The 16,262-nt window shown below is 73.8% G+C and carries 11 protein-coding genes and 2 pseudogenes; 4 read left to right on the top strand and 9 right to left on the bottom strand.

Annotation, left to right across the window (positions count from 1 at the left end; translation table 11 throughout):
* Positions 1 to 167 precede the first annotated feature (167 nt).
* The 5 genes from ACOBQU_RS30745 to ACOBQU_RS30725 form a co-directional block, all read right to left on the bottom strand.
* Positions 168 to 1,034: a DUF1684 domain-containing protein gene (locus ACOBQU_RS30745; protein WP_423631539.1), complete on the bottom strand. Its 867-nt coding sequence runs from the start codon at positions 1,032 to 1,034 to the stop codon at positions 168 to 170.
* A gap of 5 nt (positions 1,035 to 1,039) precedes the next feature.
* Entirely contained in the window at positions 1,040 to 2,350 is a 1,311-nt protein-coding gene (locus ACOBQU_RS30740) for an NtaA/DmoA family FMN-dependent monooxygenase (protein ID WP_423631537.1), read from the bottom strand.
* The gene (locus ACOBQU_RS30735; protein WP_423631535.1) at positions 2,347 to 3,438 is read right to left on the bottom strand and encodes an LLM class flavin-dependent oxidoreductase; all 1,092 of its coding nucleotides are present in this window, start codon (positions 3,436 to 3,438) and stop codon (positions 2,347 to 2,349) included. Before ACOBQU_RS30735 ends, ACOBQU_RS30740 begins: the two co-directional genes overlap by 4 nt.
* A 74-nt stretch (positions 3,439 to 3,512) precedes the next feature.
* On the bottom strand, positions 3,513 to 5,279 hold the full coding sequence (locus ACOBQU_RS30730; protein ID WP_423631533.1) for an FAD/NAD(P)-binding protein: 1,767 nt from the start codon (positions 5,277 to 5,279) through the stop codon (positions 3,513 to 3,515).
* Positions 5,276 to 6,160, bottom strand: a complete 885-nt coding sequence (locus ACOBQU_RS30725) for an amino acid ABC transporter permease (protein ID WP_423631531.1) — start codon at positions 6,158 to 6,160, stop codon at positions 5,276 to 5,278. Before ACOBQU_RS30725 ends, ACOBQU_RS30730 begins: the two co-directional genes overlap by 4 nt.
* A 570-nt stretch (positions 6,161 to 6,730) precedes the next feature.
* On the opposite strand from ACOBQU_RS30725, the gene ACOBQU_RS30720 reads away from it, so the two are divergent.
* Entirely contained in the window at positions 6,731 to 7,681 is a 951-nt protein-coding gene (locus tag ACOBQU_RS30720; protein WP_423631529.1) for an ABC transporter substrate-binding protein, read from the top strand.
* Positions 7,682 to 7,708: 27 nt separating this feature from the next.
* Here the strand turns inward: ACOBQU_RS30720 and ACOBQU_RS30715 are convergent.
* A pseudogene (locus tag ACOBQU_RS30715) lies at positions 7,709 to 8,982 on the bottom strand (DUF5685 family protein).
* A gap of 401 nt (positions 8,983 to 9,383) precedes the next feature.
* On the opposite strand from ACOBQU_RS30715, the gene ACOBQU_RS30710 reads away from it, so the two are divergent.
* Positions 9,384 to 9,830, top strand: coding sequence for a cell division protein SepF (locus ACOBQU_RS30710; protein WP_423631527.1), 447 nt, complete (start codon positions 9,384 to 9,386; stop codon positions 9,828 to 9,830).
* Between the two features lie 9 nt (positions 9,831 to 9,839).
* Here the strand turns inward: ACOBQU_RS30710 and ACOBQU_RS30705 are convergent, their stop codons facing one another.
* Positions 9,840 to 11,018 (bottom strand): acyl-CoA dehydrogenase family protein, encoded by a 1,179-nt coding sequence (locus tag ACOBQU_RS30705; RefSeq protein ID WP_423631525.1) that lies wholly within the window; start codon positions 11,016 to 11,018, stop codon positions 9,840 to 9,842.
* Positions 11,019 to 11,317: 299 nt separating this feature from the next.
* A complete protein-coding gene (locus ACOBQU_RS30700; RefSeq protein WP_423631523.1) occupies positions 11,318 to 12,937 on the bottom strand; it encodes an MFS transporter in 1,620 nt (539 codons plus the stop codon).
* Positions 12,938 to 13,250: 313 nt separating this feature from the next.
* Here ACOBQU_RS30700 and ACOBQU_RS30695 point away from each other — a divergent pair, with 313 nt between their 5' ends.
* Entirely contained in the window at positions 13,251 to 14,366 is a 1,116-nt protein-coding gene (locus tag ACOBQU_RS30695) for a glycosyltransferase family 39 protein (RefSeq protein ID WP_423631521.1), read from the top strand.
* Positions 14,367 to 14,651: 285 nt separating this feature from the next.
* A pseudogene (locus tag ACOBQU_RS30690) lies at positions 14,652 to 15,673 on the top strand (phosphatase PAP2 family protein).
* A gap of 99 nt (positions 15,674 to 15,772) precedes the next feature.
* On the opposite strand, the gene ACOBQU_RS30685 reads toward ACOBQU_RS30690, so the two are convergent.
* Entirely contained in the window at positions 15,773 to 15,988 is a 216-nt protein-coding gene (locus tag ACOBQU_RS30685) for an I78 family peptidase inhibitor (RefSeq protein WP_423631519.1), read from the bottom strand.
* Positions 15,989 to 16,262 lie beyond the last annotated feature (274 nt).

Genomic DNA, 16,262 nt, shown 5'->3' with positions numbered 1-16,262 from the left:
CGAATGCCGGTCGCCGACGGCCCGGCCCCTGAGGGGAGCCCGGCGGCACACCGGCCCGACGACACCGGCCCGACGACACCGGCCCGACGACACCGGCCCAACGACACCGGCCCAACGACACCGGCCCAGCGGCACACCGGCCCAGCGGCGCCCGCCCCCCTGCCGCGTCAGCGGCCCAGCAGGTTCCGCTCCCCCGCCGCGATCTCGACGCCGAGCGTGTTGCCGGGCGGCGGGAACGGGCACAGGAAGTGGTCGGCGAACGCGCACGGCGGCAGCAGCGCGCGGTTGAAGTCGACCGTCACGCGGCCGTCGGCGTCGGGCGCCTCGGGCCGCAGGAAGCGGAAGCGGTGGCTGGAGGTGCCGCTGGTGGCGTCGGCGAAGACGGCCCACAGCGAACCGTCGCCCTCGACGCTCACCTTCAGGGTGTGGTCCCGCCCGTCGAGCCGGAAGGCCACCTCGCCGCCGAGCCCGAGCCCGCGCTCCACGCCGTCCGCGTTGGCGACCTGGACGGTACGGTCCTCGGCGTACGGGGTGAAGCGGCCCTCGACGGTGAAGCGCGGGTCGTACGCGGTGGCCTCGATGCCCGGGAAGGCGCGGCGCGTCGGCGCGTCCGGGTCGAAGTCCCGTACCGCCCACAGCCCTTCGCGGCGCAGCACCACCAGGCGCCGGTCGCCCGCCGCGACCCTGGCCGCGGTGACCGGGCCCGCGTCCGGGGTCAGCCGGGCCGTGCCGGTGAGCGCCTGCCCGTCGAGGGTGAGGCCGTCCTCTGCGGTGGCGGTCAGGACGACCGCGTCGCCGTCCTCCGCCCAGTGCCCCGGCAGCCCCGGAAGCCGCCCGTCCGGGTGGTCGGAGAGCCAGTGGGTGCCGGTGAGGGACAGCGGGCCGTAGGGCGCGGACACGGCCGCCGTGCGGTCCTCGTGCCACTGCTTCCAGTCCTGCCGCGCCTGGTCGAGCGCCTGCGCGCCCGCGCTGGAGGTGCCGCCGGAGCTGGCGGTGCCTTCGGTGGAGCTGGCGGTGCCTTCGGTGGTGCTCATGGTGATCAACCCTTCCGTTCGGGCTCGGGCAGCCCGAGGTGTGAGCGCAGGGTCGCGCCCTGGTATTCCGTGCGGAACGCGCCGCGCTCCTGGAGCAGCGGCACCACCCGTTCGACGAACTCGTCGAGCCCGCCCGGCGTCAGATGCGGGATGAGGATGAAGCCGTCGGCCGCGTCCTGCTGGACGAACGTGTCGAGCTGCTCGGCGACGGCGGCGGGCGTGCCGATGAACGACTGCCGCGCGGTGGTCTCGATGACGGTCTGGTGCAGGGACAGGCCCTTGGCGCGGGACAGGGCCCGCCACTTCTCGGCGACGGCGAAGGGGTCGCCGACCCGGACGCGGCCCTGCACCAGCTTGGAGTCCGGGTCCGGGTCGATGTCGGGCAGCGGCCCGTCGGGGTCGTACGCCGACAGGTCGACGCCCCACACCTGCTCCGCGGCGAGGATCGCGTTCTGCGGGGAGACCTGCTGGCGGCGGATCTCGATGGCGCGCTCCTGGGCCTCGGCGGCGGTGTCGCCGAGCACGAAGGTCGCCCCCGGCATGATCTTCAGGTCCTCCGGGCGCCGCCCGTGCGCCGCGAGGCGGCCCTTGACGTCGGCGTAGAACTCCCGGCCCGCCTCCAGGGTGCCGTGCCGGGTGAAGATCACGTCGGCGGCGGCCGCGGCGAAGCCCCGGCCCTCGGCGGAGTCCCCGGCCTGGATGACGACGGGGTGGCCCTGCGGCGAGCGGGGCACGCCGAACTCCCCCGCGATGTCGAAGTGCTGCCCGCGGTGCGCGAACGGCCGCGGCCCGCCGCCCGGCGCCCAGGAGTCCCACAGTTCGCGGGCGGTGGCGACGAACTCGGCGGCGCGGGTGTAGCGGTCGGCGTGGTCGAGGAAGCCCCCGCGCCGGAAGTTCTCGCCGGTGAAGGCGTCCGAGGAGGTGACGACGTTCCAGGCGGCGCGCCCGCCGCTGAGGTGGTCGAGCGACGCCAGCCTGCGGGCGAGGTCGTAGGGCTCGTTGAAGGTGGCGTTGACGGTGGCGGCCAGGCCGAGCCGGTCGGTGACGGCGGCGAGCGCGTTCAGGACGGTGATCGACTCGGGCCGTCCGACGACGTCCAGGTCGTGGATGCGGCCCTTGTGCTCGCGCAGCCTGAGCCCCTCGGCGAGGAAGAAGAAGTCGAACAGGCCGCGCTCGGCGGTGCGCGCCAGGTGCACGAAGGAGGAGAACTCGATCTGCGAGCCCGAGCGGGGATCGGCCCAGACGGTGGTGTTGTTGACGCCGGGGAAGTGGGCGGCGAGGTGGATCTGCTTCTTGCCCTGGGTGCGCGATGTCATGACGGGCTCCCCACGGTGGCGGCGGCGTAGCGGTTGGCGGGCCGGGCCAGGCCCAGGTGCTCGCGGAGCGTGGCGCCGGGGTAGAAGGTGCGGAACAGGCCGCGGTGCTGGAGCAGGGCGACGGTGCCGTTGACCAGGCGCTCCAGGTCGCGGCGCGGCTCGACGGGCGTGAGGTGGAAGCCGTCGACGGCGCCCGCCTCGTGCCAGGTGGCGATGAGTTCGGCGAGGTCCACGGGCCCGCCGCGGTACAGGGGCCCGGCGGCGGTGGGCAGCGGGCCGCCGCCGTGTCCGGGCTGCGCGGCCTGCTCGCCGTCGCCGAGGTCCACGACGAGCGCGGCGAGCACCCGCAGCTCGCCCGGGTCCCGGCCGACGGCGGCGGCCCTGCGGCGCAGTTCGGCGCGCGCGGCGTCGGCCTGGGCGGGGCTCGCGGCCCGTACGAGGGCGACGTCGGCGTGGCGTGCGGCGGTGGCGCGGGCGTGTTCGGCGGTGGCGTCGACGACGATCACCGGGTGGCCCTGCGGCGGGCGCGGCACGATCGAGGGGCCGCGCACGGAGAAGGCGGCGCCCTGGAAGTCGACGTAGTGCAGCTTGTCGCGGTCGATGAAGCGGCCGGTGGCGACGTCCCGGATCTCGGCGTCGTCCTCCCAGCTGTCCCACAGGCGCCGGGCGACGTCGGCCACCTCACCGGCCTCGCGCCACAGCTCGTCGCGCGACGCGGCCCGGCGGCGCCCGAACAGCTTGGCCTCGGCGGCGGTCGTCGACACGTCGACCGCCCATCCGGCCCGCCCGTGGCTGACCCAGTCGAGCGTGGCCACGGCGGCCTGGACGTGGAAGGGCTCGGTGTGCGTGGTGGTCACGGTCGGCACCAGGCCGACGCGGCCGGTGTCGGGCGCGACGCGGGCGAGCACGGCGAGCGCGTCGAGCCCGGTGCGCGCGAAGGAGTCGCCGAGCGTCACGAAGTCCAGGGCGCCGCGCTCGGCGAGCCGCGCGAGCTGGATGTACGGGGCGGCCGTGGTGGCGCCCGCCTGGTCGACGGCGGCGGCGATGTGCAGCGGGCCGCGCCCGCTGGGGGGCGTGGTGGCGGACATGTGGGGGTGCACCTCTCTCGTGTGCGTGGGGTCTGTGCGGCTGGTGGGTAAGGGGCCGGGCGCCCGTGCGGCGCTCATCGCGGCGCCCCGGCCAGGAAGGTGAGGACCGCGCGGGCGGTGGCGTCGTTCTGCCGGAAGGACGGGCTGTTGGTGCGCGGCCGGGTGAAGGCCCCGGCGCCGCGCGCGTCGGTGTGCGGGCCGAGGGCGAAGCGGCGCGGGTGCGGGGTGCCCGCGCGGTCCCGGATCCGGCCGTCGGCGGGGTCGACGGCCAGCAGCCCGTCGGGGGTCTCGGCGACGCCCTCGTCGTGCAGGGCGCGAAGCAGCGGGTCGCGGGTGCGGGCGAGCGTGGGCTGCGGGAGCCGGGCCTCGACCAGGGCGCGGGCGGTGACGTGGTGGCCGGGTACGGAGGCGCTGGTGGCCCGGAACGCTCCGTCGCGGCCCTCCACGGTCAGGTCAGCGCCGAGGAACCGGACGATCCCGGCCCGGGACAGGGCGAGCAGCTGCCGCAGCCGAGGGCCGGGCGGCCCGGAGGCGAGGTAGCTGAAGTAGCCGTGCCACCAGGGCCCGATGTCGCCGAGGCGCACCAACTGGCCGTAGACGGACAGGAGTCCGAGGAACACGGCGAGGTCGGGGCTGTGCGCGGGGTCGTGGCGGCGGGCGAGGTCGGCGCTGATGTAGGCGCGCAGGCCGTCCTGGAGCTGGTCGAAGGAGGCGTACCGGACGCCGTCCAGGGGGTGGTCGAGGGCAGTGAGGTCGAGGCGGTCGGCGGGGTCGGGCACGGCGGAGCTGACCAGGGCGTGCAGCTCGGGGCTGCCGGGCGCGCAGGCCGCGTACTTCTCGTCGAAGTCCGCCCAGGCGACGGTGGTGCGCTCGGGGTGGGCGGTGAACAGGCGGTGGTAGTGGGCGAAGCCCAGCTCCTTGTCGACCAGCGGCCACACGTCGCGCCGGAAGTCGAAGCCGTCGGGGCGGGCGAGCAGTTCGTCGATCTGCGCGGGCCCCAGGTAGCGGGGCAGCGGGGGCCGTTCGCCGCCGTCCCAGGTGTAGCCGAGCTTGGAGTGGTAGGGCACGCCGCGCCGGGAGCCCACGTACAGGATCGGCTCGCGCCCGGACGGCAGATAGGTGTCGCCGTCGTAGCGCCCGCCCCGGCCCTCCGTCAGGAGGACCATCAGGTCGACGAAGGCGAGCCCGAAGCCGCGTACGACGACGGGCGCGCCGCCTTCGAGGGCGCTCAGGTCGCTGTCGGCGGTGAAGTCCGGCGGCAGGTGGACCAGGTCGTGGCGGCGGGCGTAGCGGGCCAACTCCTCTTGCTCGTCGTCGAGTTCGGCGTCGAGGTGGCCCTGGGCGAGGATCACCAGGTCGGCGAGGAGGGGGGTGGTGCGGCCCTCCAGCCAGACCCGCTGGCGCCCGGCGCGGGGCCCGGTCAGGCGCACGGCGCGGCAGGGGTGGTGGTGGACGGCGATGCCCGGCGGCAGAGCGGCCACCGACCGCTCGTACACCCAGCGCAGATAGGCGCCCTGGGTCTGCCGGTCGGCGAACTCCTGGCCGTCGACGTCGGCCCACTCGTGCAGCGCGGGCCCCGGCAGGACGGGTCCGGCGACCTCCACGGTGTCGTCGGTGAACAGGGTGACGTCCTGCGCGTGGGAGTTCATCCACAGCAGCGGCGACTGCTCCTGCCGCCAGATCCGGCCGGGGCCCGGCGGGTAGGGGTCGACGAGGTGGATGTCGAGGCGCCCGTCGGCGTACAGGGCGGGCGCGTTGGCGGCGATCCGCTCGATGATGCCGGTGGCGCGCGGTCCCGCGCCGACGATGACCAGCGCGGGCGCCGCCGCGGACGCGCTCATCGCGCCCGCTCCGAGCCGCGCGCGTAGTGCCGCTCCACGTAGTACTGGCCGACGCTGAGCACCGAGGTGACCACGACGTACCAGATCGTGGCGACGAGCAGCAGCGGGATGACCTGATAGGTGCGGTGGTACACCAGCTGCACGGAGTACAGCAGGTCCTGTACGGCGATGACGCTGACGATCGAGGTGCCCTTGAGGGTGCCGATGAGCATGTTCCCGGCCGGGGGCACGATGGCGCGCATGGCCTGCGGGAGAACGATTCTCCTGAAGCGCCGCCAGCGGCCGAGCCCGAGCGACTGCGCGGCCTCGACCTGGCCCCGGTCGACGGAGAGGATGCCGCCGCGCACGACCTCGGCGGCGTACGCGGCCTCGTGCAGGGTGAGCCCGATGACGGCGATGGTGACGGGCCCGAGCAGGTCCACGGTCTTGACGCCGAACAGCGACGGGTAGAGCGCGCCGATGTTGAACCAGAAGAGCAGCTGCACCAGGATCGGCATGGACCGGAAGAACCAGACGTAGCCCCAACTGACCGATCGCAGGACGGGGTTGGCGGAGAGGCGGCCGAGGGCCAGCAGGGTGCCGAGGGCGAAGCCGAGCGCCATCACGGCGCCGGTCAGCCACAGCGTGAGCCACAGTCCGCGCAGCACGGACGCGGTGGTGAAGTAGTCGGCGACGACGCTCCACTGGAACGCGTCGTTGCGGGCGACGGAGCGCGCGGCGAGGGCGAGGGCCACGAGGACCACGGCGGCGGCCGCCCACTGGCCGAGGTGGCGCCGGGGCACGATGCGGGGCGCCCCCGCTTCGGCGCCCTCGGCGGGGCGGGGGTCTCTGGGAGGGTCGGGCCGGTGGACGGCCACCTTGGCGACGGCGTCGGATGACATGCGAAGGCTCCGATGGTGCGGATGGCGCCTTCACACACGCCGCGCGCGGCACGCGGGCCACGGTGGGCCGACCGGCCCGCGCGGACCGAGCCCCTCAGCACGGGTCCGCCCACCGAGACTACGTGGCACGTCGCGCCCGCTGTCAAGGCCGCCCCAGGAGCCGTCCCACGGTTCTGTCCAGAATATGAGCCGTACGTCTCAACGCAGTTGACGCACTCCCGAATGCCTGTTCCACTTATGCCCATGCATCCGCAGCAGTGGCTGGTCACGCGCTCCCACATCGACTTCGGTCGTGTGTGGTCGGCGTCTTGTTGATGCGCTCCTGAGCCGACCGCCCTGCCGCGCCCCAGGCCTCCTGGCCGTTCATCTCATCATGCGGACCGGTCGTCTCACCCTCTCCGGCACTCCCGTTCCGCCGTAACTCCCCTGCGCTCACGCGCCGTCGCCTCGCCTTCACACGCCTCCCCGCACGCGGCCACACCCCTCCCCTCGCCTCCCCTCTCCTCCCCTTGTCGCCCCGCCCGCCCCTTCGGCGCCCCCGCCTGCCCAGATCCCGGAGAACCCCACGCCATGCGCACGCCCCGGTCCGCCGTGTCCGCCTTCGTCCTGATCACCGCCGCCGCGCTCACGCTCACCGCGTGCGGCTCCGGCGACACCGCCGACACCGCCGCGGGCGCCGCGCCCGCGGGCAAGAGCGGCAAGCTCCCCACCACGGACGTGGTGTCGTCCGTCAAGAAGAACGCGAAGGCGGCGGCGCTGCTGCCGCCCGACGTACGCAAGCGCGGCACCCTCAGGATCGCCAGCAGCGTCGGCGGCACCCCGCCGAGCTCCGCCTACCTGGAGGACGGCAAGACGGTCGTCGGCCAGGACATCGACATCGCCGAGGCCGTCGCCAAGGTCCTCGGCCTGCGCCTGAAGCGCGAGACCGCCAGCTTCGAGGCGATCCTGCCGTCCCTCGGCAGCGGCAAGTACGACCTCGGCACCGGCAACTTCGGCGTGACCGAGGAACGCCGCAAGACCATCGACTTCGTCACCTACATCAACGACGGCCAGGGCTTCGCCGTCCGCGACGACAGCGACCTGAAGAAGGTCACCGACTTCCGCCAGCTCTGCGGCCTGAACGTGGCGACCGGCGCGGGCACCACCTTCGAGGTGACCCTGGAGGACAACAAGCACGTGTGCGCGGACGCGGGCAAGAAGCCGTACAGCGTCAGGACGTACACCGAGCAGGGCGCGATCTGGGGCGCGCTCCAGCAGGGCCGCGCGGACGTGGTGATGTCGACCATCAACGGCCTGCGGTACGCGGTGAAGCAGCAGCCCGGCCTGAAGTTCCTCGGCGAGTTCCACCGCCTGGACGTGGGCTTCGCGTTCAAGAAGGGCACCAAGCTGGCGCCCGCGTTCCAGGCGGCGGTCAATCAGCTCATCAAGGACGGGACGTACCGGCGCATCCTCACCAAGTGGGGGACGACCGGGTCGGCGATCCCCGAGTCCCGGATCTCACCGCCGGAGATCAAGGACTGACACGGCGTCACACCCCCGGCCCGTCGGCTAGCAGTCGCACGAGCAGCACTCACAGCAGTCGCAGCAGTCGCAGTCCCGGCAGGCGCCCTTGCGCTTCTTCCGGGACCAGGGGCCCTCGTACTCCTTGGCGCAGCAGAGCTGGCAGGTGCAGCACAGGCCGATCGCGACGGCGCACCCGGCCCAGAAGCCGCGCCGCGGCTTCGACGGCTCGCCGCCCCAGCCGCCGGAGCCGCCGTAGTTCCCCCGCCGTGGCCCCCGCCGCCGTACGCCGCGCCCCCGTAGTTCCCGGCGCCGTAGTCGCCCGCGCCGTAGTTCCCCGCCCCGTACGACGAGCCGTTGGAGGAGCCGCCCCCGTAGGACCCGGAGCCCCACGAGCCCGAGCCGTCCTGGGCGGCGGCCCCGGGGCCGCCCGCGCCGCGCACCTCGTGCGGGGCGTGCCCGCAGGAGCTGGTGCCGAAGACGCGGTCCACCGAGCGCCGCAGCTCGTGCACGAGCAGGAAGTGCGCGAGCTTGGCGTCGGTGAACTCCACCTCGTCCAGGGCGAGCCGGATGCCGTGCAGCGCGTCGTCGGCGAGCCGCCGGGCCTCGGCGGCCGGGGTGCCGGTGGCCGTGATCGGGTTCCAGGCACCGGCCTCGGCGTCCGCCCTGCGGTCCTCCACGGCGTCGAGCAGGTGCGCGAGCCTGCCGAAGAGCCGCCCGGCCTCGGCCAGCGGCTCCGCGTTGCCGGGGCGGCCCGCGAGGTGCGCGGTGTGTGCGAAGGCCGCGGCGGTCGCGGTCTCGGTCGGCTCGGTGACGGTGAGCAGCGAGGTGCCGGGGCCCGCCAGGGCCTCGACGCCCTCCTGCCGTTCGACGGCGTCGACCAGGACCGCCGTGTCGAAGCCGACGTCGGCGCCGGTGCGGGCGCCCGCCCGGTCCCAGCGCACGGCGACCCTGCGGGCCGCGGCGGCCACCGGCCCGCGCGCGAGCAGCCCGTCGCCGTCCACGACGTGGTCGCGGACCTTCGCGGAGGCGAGCACCAGCGAGACGGCGGCGGCGAGCCGGGCGCCCTCCCCCTGGGCGACGGACGCGGTGCGCATGCCGCGCAGCGGACAGGGGCCCGCGGTGCGCCGCCACCCCGTGGACCGCTCGGCCTGAGCCTCCGTCAGGACCGAGATGATGAGCCCGTCGTAGTTGGTCACGACGCGCGCGAACTGGCCGTGGTCGCCCCGCAGCGCGAGGCAGAGCCCGCACAGGTGCGCCATCCACTGGGCCTTGAGCCCCTCGCCGAGACGGTGGCTGCAGGGCCTGACGATTCCGAACAAGACGACTCCCCCGTGCGTCCGGCGAACGCGCTACCTGACCAAGAAACGTGACCGCGATGCCTGCTGACGCTCTTTTGACGACACCTTGACGGCGTCCGTGTGCTGTCTTCCGCGTACTGCCGTGTGCGGCCTTCCGGCCGGACGCGAGCATCGTAACCAGCGGAACGTTCACCCGGACGCACCGTCCGTCACCCATACGCCGTGAAGAATCATATTTCACTCTCCGTCAGCAGCCGTGCGCACCAATCCCCTTGCGGCACCCCGCGCGTCGGCCCGCCGACTGTGCACCAGTACCGTCACGAAACCCCCGCGCGGCGGCTATCCCCTTGGCGCACCATCCGCATCATGGACGACCATAGGGGAAGCGGAACTCAGGGAAACCGCTGCGAGAGGAGGCATCCATGGGATCGGTGCGCAAGGCGAGCGCGTGGCTGGGCCTCGTCGACGACAACAACGACGAGCGCTACTACGACGGCTACGAGGACGACGGGGCCGAGGGCCCCGAGGCCGCCGAAGCCTGGGTCACGGACCCGCGGGTGAAGGTGGCGTCGGACACGGCCGAGGAGAAGGGTGCCCGGATCGGCACGGTCACGCCGGACAGCTTCCGTGACGCCCGCGGCATCGGCGAGCTGTTCCGGGACGGCGTGCCGGTCATCGTGAACCTCACGGCCATGGAGGCGGGCGACGCCAAGCGCGTCGTGGACTTCGCTGCCGGTCTGGTCTTCGGTCTGCGCGGGTCCATCGACCGGGTGGCGCACCGGGTCTTCCTGCTGACCCCCGCGCACACGGAGATCGTCAGCGGGGAGGGCCCCGGCCGCCGCGCCGACGGCTTCTTCAACCAGAGCTGAGGCGGGGCCTCACCGGAACGCGTCCAGACCGGTGAGCGCCTTGCCCAGCACGAGCTGGTGCATCTCGACGGTGCCCTCGTAGGTGAGCACCGATTCGAGGTTCGTCGCGTGCCGCATCACCGGGTACTCCAGGGAGATCCCGTTCGCGCCGAGGACGGTGCGCGAGGTGCGGCAGATCTCGATCGCCTCCCGTACGTTGTTGAGCTTCCCGAAGCTGACCTGCTCGGGCCGCAGCGTCCCCGCGTCCATGCGCTGCCCGAGGTGGTGCGCGAGCAGGACCCCCTTGTGCAGTTCGACCGCCATGTCGGCGAGCTTGGCCTGGGTGAGCTGGAAGCCGCCGATGGGCCTGCCGAACTGCTCGCGGGACTTCGCGTAGTCCACGGCCGCCTCGAAGCTGGCGCGGGCCGCGCCCATCGCGCCCCAGACGATGCCGTAGCGGGCGTGCGTCAGACAGCCGAGCGGCCCCTTGAGGCCGGTCACCCCGGGCAGCACCGCGTCGGCGGGCAGCCGCACCTCGTCCAGGACGAGTTCGCTGGTGACGCTGGCCCGCAGCGACCACTTGTGCTTGATCTCCGGCGCGGAGAACCCGGGCGCGTCCGTGGGCACGGCGAAGCCGCGGATGCCGTCGTCGGTCCGCGCCCACACCACGGCGACGCCCGCGACCGACCCGTTGGTGATCCACATCTTGCGGCCGGTGAGGACCCAGTCCGTCCCGTCCCTCTTGGCGTACGTGCGCATCGACGCCGGGTCGGAGCCGTGGTCGGGCTCGGTGAGCCCGAAGCAGCCGATGATCTCGCCCGCCGCCATCCCCGGCAGCCAGCGCTCCTTCTGCTCCTGCGAGCCGTACTTCCAGATCGCGTACATCGCGAGGGAGCCCTGTACGGAGACCAGCGAGCGGATGCCGGAGTCGGCGGCCTCCAGCTCCAGGCAGGCGAGGCCGTACTGGACGGCGCTGGCACCCGCGCAGCCGTAGCCCGTGAGGGACATGCCGAGCGCGCCGAGCGCGCCCAGTTCGCGGGCCAGCTCCCGTACGGCGGGGAGTTCACCGCTCTCGTACCACTCCGCGATGTGCGGCAGGACGCGGTCCGCCGCCCAGTCGCGGACCGTGTCGCGGACCGCGCGGTCCTCCGGGGTGAGCAGGTCGTCGATGCCGAGGGGATCGGCGGGGTCGAAGGGGGGCAGCGGCATCTGGGCCTCCGGCGGCGTTAACTAGCGCTGGTAGTTCGGTGCGGCGAGGCCGACGCTACGATGCCGCACGCCCTCCGTCCAGGGTGGCTCCCTGCCGGGTGGCCCCCCGTCCCGCCCCTTTCCCGAAACCATAAGGCTCCGCCCCCTGGACCCCCGACATCGGCCTGGCGGCCTCGTCCTCAAACGCCGGACGGGCTTTCCCCCGCCGACGACGGCGAGAAGGCAGGTCCCAGCCCGTCCGGCGTTTGAGGACGAGGCGCGGAGCGCCGATGGCGGCGGGGCGCCAGGGGCAGCAGCCCCTAGTTCCGGGCGCTCCCCGCGAGGGGCGCGCCGTCGCGCGGCGCGGGCATCCCCGGCTCACCCCCGCCGGACGGCGCACCGCACTCCATCCGCCGCGGCAACCGCAGCGCGGCCAGCGCCCCCGCCAGCAGCAGCCCCGCGCTCACCAGCAGCGTCACATGCAGCCCGTGCACGAAGGCGTCCCGCGCGGCGACCCGCAGCGCCTCCCCGCGCCCCCCGCCGAGCCGCGCCGCGACCTCGTAGGCCTCCCCCAGCGAGTGCCCCGCGGCCGAGCTCTGCGCGGCACTCACCCCGGGCACGGAGGACAGCCCCGGCGCGTACGCGGCGTTCATGACGCTGCCGAGCAGGGCGATGCCGATGCCCGCGCCCAGCTGGTAGGAGGTCTCGCCGATCGCGGCGGCACCCCCGGCCTGCGTCTGCGGCGCCTCGCTGAGCATCGACTCGTACGCCCCGAACAGCGTGGTCTCCAGGCCGAAGCCGAGCAGGACGAAGCCGGTGAGCAGGAGCGGGGCGTTGTCCTGGCCGCCCATGCCGGTGAGGGCGACGACGGCGAGCGCGGTGAGGGCGAAGCCGGAGGCGACCATGCGGCGCGGCCCGAACCGCTGGAGCATGCGGGACCCGGCGAGGCCCGCGGCCATGGCGGCGATGGTCAGCGGCAGCAGCCTGAGGCCGGTCTCCAGCGGGGACAGGCCGAGGACGAGCTGGAGGTACTGGGCGGCTATCAGCTCCAGGCCCACCAGGGCGAGCATCGCGAGGACGATGCACCCCACGGACGTACTGAACGCGGGCCGCGTGAACATCGCCAGGTCGACCAGCGGGTGGGCGCGCCGCCGCTGTCGGCGGACGAAGGCGACGAGCAGGCCGACGCCGAGGGCGAGCGAGAGGAGCGTGGTCGCGCCCAGCGGGGACTCGCCGCCGCCGAGCCGCTTCACGCCGAGGACCAGGCCGAAGAGCCCGGCCGCGGCGAGCAGCGCGCCGACGACGTCCCAGGGCCCGTCGCGCTCCCCGGTGGACTCGGGCAGCAGCCAGCGGCCCACGGGCAGGCTGACCAGCATCAGCGGGATGTTGATGAGGAAGACCGAGCCCCACCAGAAGTGTTCGAGCAGGAAGCCGCCGAGCAGCGGACCGACGGCCGCGCCGACGGCGGCGACGGCGCTCCATATGCCGATGGCGAGCGCCCGCTCGCGCCGGTCGGGGAAGACCTGGCGCAGGATCGAGAGTGTCGCGGGCATGATCATCGCGCCGCCGACGCCGAGCAGCGCGCGGGCGGCGATCAGGACGTGCGGGGTGTCCGCGAGGGCCGCGACGGCCGAGGCCACGCCGAAGAGCCCGTATCCGAGGAGCAGCACGCGTCTGCGGCCGACGCGGTCGCCGAGCGTGCCGAACAGGATGAGCAGCGAGGCGCAGACCAGCGGATAGATGTCCACGATCCACAGCAGCTCGATCGCGCCGGGCTTGAGGTCCTCGGTGACGGCGGGTACGGCGACGTGCAGGACGGTGGCGTCGACGGCGACCAGCAGCAGGCTGACGCAGAGGACGACGAGCACGACCCAGCGGTTGGCACCCGCGCCGGGGGTCCGACGGCCGGATGGAGCGGCGGCCGTGGTCGTCCCGGACATGTGCGTTACCTCCCAGTGATGCCTCGCGCATGCGGCCCCAGCGGGACCCGAGCGGATGCGGTCGTCCGGCTGTGGCGCCTGTGAACAGCGAGTGGCCGTCAGCGTACGCGAGTCCCCGCACCCCGCGCGTGGCGGACCTCTCAAGGTTGCGCCCGAAGCGTGTGGCATACAGCACACCGCTAGAGCCCGCCCGGCGTTCGAGGGCGAGGCGCGAAGCGCCAACGGAGCGGGGAAAGGGGAGCAGCCCCAGACGAGGGCAGGGGCCCTGGGGCGCAGCCCCAGGTGAGGGCGGGCGGGTGGGGATAATCAACCGGTGATCGATCATGCGAAGCGCCCGGCGGCGACCGCGCTGGCCGTCTACGCGGCGGTGCGAGCCCTCGGCCTCGCGGCGCTCGCCGCGTGGTGCGCCGGCACCGGCAAGAGTCCGCACACCCTCCTGACCGCCCGCTGGGACTCCCTGTGGTACACCCGCGTCGCGGAGTTCGGCTACGGCTGGGAGGTGCGGCTCCCCGACGGCAGCGTGCACTCGAACCTGGCGTTCTTCCCGCTGCTGCCGTGGCTGGAGCGGGCGGTGTCGGCGCTCACGCCGCTGGGGTACGCGGACGCGGGCCTGGTGGTGAGCTGGGTGGCGTCGCTGGTCGCGGCGGCCGGGATCTTCGCCGTGGCGGACCACGTGTACGGGCGCAGGGCCGGGGTGTGCGCGGTCGCGCTGTGGGCGGTGCTGCCCGTCGGCGTCGTGCAGTCGATGGCGTACAGCGAGTCGCTGTTCACGGCGCTCGCCGCCTGGTCGCTGTACGCGGTGCTCACCGGGCGCTGGCTGGCGGCGGGCGCGCTCGCGGCGCTCGCGGGCCTGACCCGGCCGGTGGGCGGGGCGGTGGTCCTGGCGCTGTGGGCGGCGGCGGCCGTGGCCGTGCGCCGCGCGGGGCGGGTCGAGTGGCGGCTCGCGCTCGGCGCGCTGCTCGCCCCGCTCGGGGCGGCGGCGTACGTGCTGTGGGTCGGGCACCGCACGGGCGGCGGCCTCTTCGGCTACCTCGACGTGCAGGAGGGCTGGGGCAACGGCTTCGACGGCGGGTACGCCTTCGCGAAGTTCATCGGGGCGAAGTTCACCTCCGTGCCGGGCGCGCTCGCCGGGCTCGGCCTGATCGTCGGGGTCGGCCTGCTGATCTGGCTGTACGTCGTCGGGGTGCGGCAGCGCCAGCCGCTGCCGCTGCTGGTCTACACGGGGGTCGTGCTTGTGCTCGCGCTGTGCGCGGCGGGCTACTTCGGCTCCAAGCCGCGCCTGCTGATGCCCGCCTTCCCGCTGCTCTTCCCGCTCGCCGTGGCGCTCGCGCGGCTGCGTACGCCGAGGTCGGCCGCGGTGCTCGGCGGTGCGGCGGTGCTCAGCGCGGTGTACGGGGCGTTCTGGCTGAACGGTTCCGGGCCGCCCTGATCACGCCAAGATCGTTTATCCGTGCCCGCTCCGGCGCGGCCCGGTGAGTGCCCGGCGAGCGGCCGGTGAGCACCCGGAGAATTCCACCCCAGCTCCCGGTGAACGAATTCATAAGGCGCCCAAAACCGCGAGAGTAACGATCACGAGAATGGGTAAAGCGGCCCTCAATGAATAGGCATTCCGGCAGGAATAAGCCGGGGGCTGAGATCAATGCCACATCACATCGTCATCACAAACCCGGGGATTCGGCCGGGTCGGACGCTCACTCGCTGTAACGTCGATTGGGTGCGTACCGAACGAAACCTGACGCGTCTGGACCGGCTCTTCGCCCGTCTTGACCGTGAGCCGGAGAGGCCGGTTCACCTCGATGTGCCGAAGATGAGTCGGCACAGAGTCGTGCTGTTCAGCGCGACCCTGGCCTTCTATATCGCCATCGTGGTCGCCGTCCTGGCCACCTCCTGGCTGGTCAGGTTCGACTGGCAGGTCATGTTCTTCCGGCCCTACCAGCAGTGGCCCCAGGTGCACGGCTTTCTGGACTACTGGGTCGTGCTCGGCCAGCGCGGCCCCACCGCCGTGATGGTCGCCGCCTGGCTCGGCTGGCGCTCCTGGCGGCAGCACACCCTGCGCCCCCTGCTGATGTTCGGTACGGCCCTGCTGCTGCTCAACGCCACGGTCGGCGCCGCCAAGATCGGCATGGGCCGCCTCGGCCCGCACTACGCCACCGTGATCGGCTCGAACGAGATGTGGCAGGGCGGCGATATATTCCCTTCGGGCCACACCGCCAACGCCGTCGTGACCTGGGGAATCCTGGCCTACCTCGCCTCCACCCCGGTGACCCGCCGCTATCTGTCGGCCGTGTCCGCCGTGGTCTCCCTGAGCGTCGGCCTCACCACCGTCTACCTGGGCACGCACTGGCTGAGCGACGTCCTGCTCGGCTGGGCCGCGGGCCTGCTCATCCTGCTCGCGCTGCCCTGGTTCGAGCCGCTGGCCACCCGCGCCGAGGCCTGGATCCTCGGCGTCCGCGACCGCCTGCGCGCCCCGCGCCCCGCGGGCGCCCCCCGGCTCCGGCCCCGGCCCCGGCCCTGATCCCGCAGCGCACGGCCGCGGGCAAGACCCCGGGCCCCGGCGACCAGTCGCCCCTGCGCGAGCCCGTCGCCGCCGCCCGCACCCGCGCCCCGGCCTACCTCGCGCCCGGCCCGCACACGGCCCGCTGCGAGCGCACGCCGGTCACGCCCGCGGGCTCCCGCCGCCCCCCGCACCCGGAGCGCGTGCGCGGCGCGTCGGCCCGGCCCGTCGCGGGCGGCTGACCCGCCCGCCCCCAGCCGCGGGACCGGTACGCACACCTGACTCCCGCACCACGAAGGCCCCGGCCCCGCGAGGGAACCGGGGCCTTCGCGCACGGGCGCTCAGCCCTTCCAGCAGCGCGTCACCGTACCGTCCGCGACCTCGAAGTTCAGCCGCCCCGCCAGGTACTCCATGGTGATGAACGCGCCCGGCGCCAGCGATCTGACGGTGGACCAGCCGCGCGCACGGGCCCGGCGCTCCGCCTCCTCGGCGCCGAGGCCGACATAGGCCGCCGGGTCGTCCTGGGGCTCCGCTGGGGGTGTCGGTAGAGGTGCCATGGGCGCCACGTTAGGCGGCGCGTTCGCGCCGGGGAAGTCCGGGGAGTACCGGAACGGCACGTACCACCCGTCACCAGTGCCTCTCTGGTCACGCTTCTGTCACAGGATCACGACGCGGGTTTCGCCCTCGGCGCGTCACACGTACGAGCGGTTCCCGGTCACTCCCGGCCGAATTCGGGGTGAACTCAGGGGAACTTCCGGGCCTCTTCACCGCTCACCGGAAATCCCTTCGGGCGGCTCCCTCAATGCGCGCGGGAACACCGTGGCCGCCGCC

Source organism: Streptomyces sp. G45 (assembly GCF_049542095.1).
Lineage (GTDB): Bacteria > Actinomycetota > Actinomycetes > Streptomycetales > Streptomycetaceae > Streptomyces.
Note: the sequence above shows the minus strand (reverse complement) of the source record. Positions and strands in the feature narration are given on the sequence as shown.

Bases quoted from the DNA above. Each gene is read 5' to 3' on its own strand.
- ACOBQU_RS30745 (WP_423631539.1), bottom strand. From the start codon at position 1,034: ATGAGCACCACCGAAGGCACCGCCAGCTCCACCGAAGGCACCGCCAGC.
- ACOBQU_RS30740 (WP_423631537.1), bottom strand. From the start codon at position 2,350: ATGACATCGCGCACCCAGGGCAAGAAGCAGATCCACCTCGCCGCCCAC.
- ACOBQU_RS30735 (WP_423631535.1), bottom strand. From the start codon at position 3,438: ATGTCCGCCACCACGCCCCCCAGCGGGCGCGGCCCGCTGCACATCGCC.
- ACOBQU_RS30730 (WP_423631533.1), bottom strand. From the start codon at position 5,279: ATGAGCGCGTCCGCGGCGGCGCCCGCGCTGGTCATCGTCGGCGCGGGA.
- ACOBQU_RS30725 (WP_423631531.1), bottom strand. From the start codon at position 6,160: ATGTCATCCGACGCCGTCGCCAAGGTGGCCGTCCACCGGCCCGACCCT.
- ACOBQU_RS30720 (WP_423631529.1), top strand. From the start codon at position 6,731: ATGCGCACGCCCCGGTCCGCCGTGTCCGCCTTCGTCCTGATCACCGCC.
- ACOBQU_RS30710 (WP_423631527.1), top strand. From the start codon at position 9,384: ATGGGATCGGTGCGCAAGGCGAGCGCGTGGCTGGGCCTCGTCGACGAC.
- ACOBQU_RS30705 (WP_423631525.1), bottom strand. From the start codon at position 11,018: ATGCCGCTGCCCCCCTTCGACCCCGCCGATCCCCTCGGCATCGACGAC.
- ACOBQU_RS30700 (WP_423631523.1), bottom strand. From the start codon at position 12,937: ATGTCCGGGACGACCACGGCCGCCGCTCCATCCGGCCGTCGGACCCCC.
- ACOBQU_RS30685 (WP_423631519.1), bottom strand. From the start codon at position 15,988: ATGGCACCTCTACCGACACCCCCAGCGGAGCCCCAGGACGACCCGGCG.